This is a genomic window from Congregibacter sp., assembly GCF_965660375.1.
GTDB lineage: Bacteria > Pseudomonadota > Gammaproteobacteria > Pseudomonadales > Halieaceae > Congregibacter.
Genome location: NZ_CBFHZO010000085.1, coordinates 1 through 4,622, shown reverse-complemented (window position 1 = coordinate 4,622; position 4,622 = coordinate 1). Strand labels below are relative to the sequence as shown.

Annotated in this window: 3 protein-coding genes; 1 reads left to right on the top strand and 2 read right to left on the bottom strand. The window is 56.4% G+C overall.

Going from position 1 to position 4,622, the window contains the following annotated elements:
* On the bottom strand, positions 1-1,496 hold a 1,496-nt coding region (locus ACTG3T_RS07610; RefSeq protein ID WP_439101664.1), incomplete at its 3' end, for an alkaline phosphatase family protein.
* Between the two features lie 239 nt (positions 1,497-1,735).
* On the opposite strand from ACTG3T_RS07610, the gene ACTG3T_RS07605 reads away from it, so the two are divergent.
* The gene (locus ACTG3T_RS07605; protein WP_439101663.1) at positions 1,736-2,923 is read left to right on the top strand and encodes an aminotransferase; all 1,188 of its coding nucleotides are present in this window, start codon (positions 1,736-1,738) and stop codon (positions 2,921-2,923) included.
* 13 nt (positions 2,924-2,936) lie between these two features.
* Here the strand turns inward: ACTG3T_RS07605 and ACTG3T_RS07600 are convergent, their stop codons facing one another.
* Entirely contained in the window at positions 2,937-4,469 is a 1,533-nt protein-coding gene (locus ACTG3T_RS07600; RefSeq protein ID WP_439101662.1) for a phospholipase D family protein, read from the bottom strand.
* Positions 4,470-4,622: the final 153 nt, after the last annotated feature.

Below are 4,622 nucleotides of genomic sequence, written 5' to 3'. Positions count from 1 at the left end.
CCATCAAAGTCATTAATAAACGAACCGGCCTTAAACACCAGATAAACGTCTCCCGAGCGCCTGGCCTGATGATTCGCGCTCACAAATTCAGCGACCTCTCCCCCGGGATGCACGCCCCCGCTGATATCAGCAGCGCCAAAGGCGTAGGCAACATCACTGCGCAACAACAACACCTCTGCAAGCGCCCTTTGGGTATCGGCGAGTTCCATACCCGCCGCTGCCACCTGCTCACGATCCAGATACACATAGGGATGGAAATAGGTGGCGACAAGGTCTTCTTTTACCGACAGCCGGCTTTTGAGTTCCGCATTCAAATCATCAATGGAAACCACCTGGTCATCCACGTATTTGGCGGGCTGACCCAGGGACTGAAGATAGCCCGGTGCCTCAGGCCCCCCATGATCGGCTGATAATACGATGAGCGTGTGCTCAAGCCCCACAACGTCATCAACATGACTGAACAGTTTAGCCAGCGTTTGGTCCAGTCGAAGGAGATTGTCCTCCATCTCCAGGCTCGATGCGCCAAAGACATGGCCAACATAATCCGTGGATGAAAAACTCACCGACAGATAATCCGGAACGCTGTCCTGCCCCAAGGCCTCGGCGTCCAAAAGCGTCGTAGCAAAATCCAGGGTGAGCTCGTCCCCCGCTGGACTGATGGTCAATAAGGTCGTGAAGTACTTGCCATCACGGGCGCCCCAGGGGTGGGGAAAACTGCGACCAAAGCCCGCCAGGTCCGTCTCCCAGGCGTTGTCATCCTGGTCGATGCGCTGGTAGCTCGCCGGCTTGCTATGCAAGGACCAGTCGCTGTCGGCAAAGCGGTCAAGCTTGCCTGAGCGATTCCAGTCCGACACCCATTGAGGATAGGCATCGTAATAATAGTTTGAGGTGACAAACTCGCCGGCGGCTTTGGAGAACCAGAAGGCCTTACCGCTCTGGCCAGCGAGGGGAATCGCACCGCGGTCTTTTACCGAAACCGCAAAAATCTTGCTTTGCCCCGGATAACGAATGGCGAGTTGATCCGAAAATGTGGATGACATGAGCGCACGGGGTGATCGTCCATCGCTGTTAGCTACCCGCTGCGTGGGGTCAATCTCGCTGGACTTATCCACATCCGCAGCGGCGCTGAGAAGTCCATACTGGGAGTCTTCGACGTTGTAAACGAGCGCACCAGAATCCCGGTCCAGCCAGACGTTGCCCACCATGCCGTGCACGGCTGGTATTGTGCCGGTAGCCAGGGAACTATGACCGACGATGGTCTCGGTGTTGGCGTGTCGATAGTTGGCGTCCGTGTACCAAACGCCGTGATCTTTAAGATAGCGAAATCCACCATCGCCAAACTGCTCCATATGACGCAGAGGAAGATCGCCGCGCAGCTGGTCTACCGTGATCTGCAGCACAAGACGAATCTCGGGAGCGGCAGCAGCACCAAGACTCATACTGATGCTGATAAAAGACGCGATTCCCACAACCCGCAGGTGATGTAAGGTTTTCACTGTAAAGCCTCCTTGGGGCGGTGCTGGTTCGGCACTCTTTTGACGGCTGCGTCGGACATGGCGTCTCGGCGCTCAGCCTTATTGTCGGCGACTTGGCCCTGCGACAAATATCAGTGTACCTAAAAACGCCAATGACCGGCTCCTCCCCGGCGGCAGCATTGACTTGCTAATTTTCTTCCTCTACCGCAAAAAAGGACCTAAGCTTGCATGCTTTCTCTCACCGGCTCGGCCAGGATTCTATGAAACTCGCCCTCAATCCCGATGTACTCAACGCCATCGATCCCCCCATCGCCGAAGCCCACTCGTGGATCGAAGGTCGGGAGTTTCCCGCGGACAAACCGCTTCTCGATCTGGCGCAGGGAGTACCGAGCTATCCTCCAGCAAAAGAGATAACCGATCATGTGGCTGAGCGCGCAGCCCTGTTCGAGACCGCGCAATACACGGGAATCAAGGGCTTAGCGGAGTTGCGGGAGACCCTTGCGAGCCACGTCAGTCAGCGATATCAGGGTTACGTCGCCGCCGAAAACGTTCTTATCACCGCCGGCTGTAATCAGGCGTTTTGCCTTGCCATTCAGGCTCTGGCGCGGGCGGGGGACGCTGTCATGCTCCCCGTCCCTTACTACTTTAATCATCAGATGTGGTTGGAGATGCTCGGTATTGAGCCCATCCACCTACCCTTCCGTCACGATCGCGCCGGCGTGCCGGATCCAAAAGAAGCCGCAGCCTTGATCACCGACGAAACAAAGGCAATCGTGCTGGTCTCTCCCAGTAACCCCACCGGAGCTGTTTACCCGCCGGCGGTGATCAGTGAATTCCGGGATCTTGCTGCTCAGCGCGGCATCGCCCTTATTCTGGATGAAACCTATCGCGACTTTCTCACCGATGAGCAGGGTCCGCCACACGATCTTATCCAGGAGAGCCATTGGGATGAGACGCTGATCCAGCTTTACAGCTTTTCTAAAACTTTCAGTCTCACGGGCTATCGTATCGGTGCAGTATCAGCCAGCGCCCGGGTCATTGATGCCGTGGCCAAGGTGATGGATACGGTGCAGATTTGCACACCGCGCATTTCCCAGGATGCGGCACTCTTTGGCCTCAAGCACTCCTGGCCCTGGGTGGCGGAGAAACGGGCTTTGCTGGCCGGACGAGAAAACGCCATGAAGCGTGTGTTTCGTGACAACGACCTGGGCTATGAACTGATTTCTGCCGGCGGCTATTTTGCCTACATCCGCCACCCCTTCGAGTTACAAAGCGCTCGGGAAGTCGCCCGGCGCCTTGCCGATGAACAGAACATCCTGTGTTTACCGGGAAGTTTCTTCGGGCCGGGGCAGGAGCGTTTTCTACGCTTTGCCTTTGCCAATATTGAAGAGTCGGATATGGAGGAGCTGGCTGCACGACTCCAGACAAGCGCGGCGCAGGGATCCTAGTATGGTGTGTTGACTAAAGCTGCCCGCGAATCGGCAGTAAGCGCGACAGGTTCGCCAAAAGGCGCGTCCACCAACTCACCTCTGGCTCTTTGTGGAGCACTTCAACAACGCCGCCCGCCTCCTGGGCGCGCCAACGCAGGGCTCCCTCCTCCAAAAACACCTCATAGGTGTTTTGATCCAGCGCCGCGTACATACCTTCGGCAAATGCACCGGCGAACTCCTCGCTATCAATCAATACACCCATCTCAGTATTGAGGTTTGCTGAACGGGGATCCCAGTTAAAGGAGCCGATAAACAAATAGCGCCGGTCTACTACAAACACTTTGCCATGCAGCTTGCTTTCGGCCCCCTCCGTGTCGGATGCTTTAGTGCCCTCCATCACAATATCGCCCCGGAGCTCAAAGAACCTTACTCCCTTGCGAAGAAGCGGTTTACGGGCGGGCGCATAGCCCCCATGGACCACAATGTGGTCGTTAGCAGCGAGGCCGTTGGTTAAAACATCTATCTGTACGCCCCGCCGGGCAATCTCCGACAGCCATTCAATACCCGCCTTGCGGGGCACAAAATAAGGAGACAGCACAAAGAGCTCCTGGGTCGCATTTCCCGCTACCTGCCCCAGGGAGTAGCTCAGTTTTTCCTCTGGCAAAGAATCCCTCGACAGCGCCTTTTGCGGATTGTCATACACCAACTGGTAAGGCGACCAAAAATACTCATCGGCGTGGAGCTCCGACAGAGCCACGGCGCGATCTTCAACCAACATGGCGTAGGGAGAACCTGCGAGCTCTTGAGACGTTTCCTTGAGGGCTGAACGCAAAGCCTCAAGGCTAAGCCGCTCAGTGTCGGAAGCTGCGAGTTGGTCGAAGGGAATGCTATAGCGATCGTTCCAGTAGCGGTCAAACATTGCCGACGCGTCTCTCGCTACGGTACCCACCGCCGCCGTATCCACATCACCGAAATTATAGGCAGGGTTCGCCGCAAAATATTCCGTCGCCATGTTCCTGCCCCCCAGGATCAGCAGCTCCTGATCAGCGATGAGTGTTTTGTTGTGCATGCGTCTCGACAGGCGGTGCAGATCCCAGGCGTCCAGCCCCCGGACATTGCGGTTGGCGAAGGGGTTAAATAACCGGAGCTCGAGCCTGGGATGACTATTGAGCGGCGCCAGCTGATGCTCAATATTGCGAGTGCCAATATCGTCAATAAGCAGGCGCACCCGAACACCGCGATCTGCCGCTTTGAGGAGCGCCTCAAAAAACACCGCACCAATGGGGTCATTCCCTACCAGATAGTACTGGACATCTAGGGTTTCCTCGGCAAGACCGATGAGCAGCAGTCGTGCGGATAGCGCATCGACACTCCGCAGTAAGGGAGAAAACCCTGACTCGGGGTGACGAGCCTCCCTCAGGGTCCCCAGTGCTCTGCCCAAACGTGTGTCGCTGGTATCCAGGTTTGCATAGCTCGCCTCTTTGGGCTGCTCAAAGTCGACTGTTGAACAGGCGCCAAGCATCGTCGCGCCAAAAATCACAGCGAATAACACCACTGAGCGCATTCCAAACTCCTTGAGCAAAAGCACCGTTTTTGTTCCTGCAGACTTATAGTACTATCCGCTGCGTGCTGAGACTCACATCCACAAAAGTTAGGCCCCACTGGGCAACGGCCATCGCGCTGGTGCTGTTTATTGGCATGCAGGTAGCCCTTGCGG

Bases quoted from the DNA above. Each gene is read 5' to 3' on its own strand.
- ACTG3T_RS07605 (WP_439101663.1), top strand. From the start codon at position 1,736: ATGAAACTCGCCCTCAATCCCGATGTACTCAACGCCATCGATCCCCCC.
- ACTG3T_RS07600 (WP_439101662.1), bottom strand. From the start codon at position 4,469: ATGCGCTCAGTGGTGTTATTCGCTGTGATTTTTGGCGCGACGATGCTT.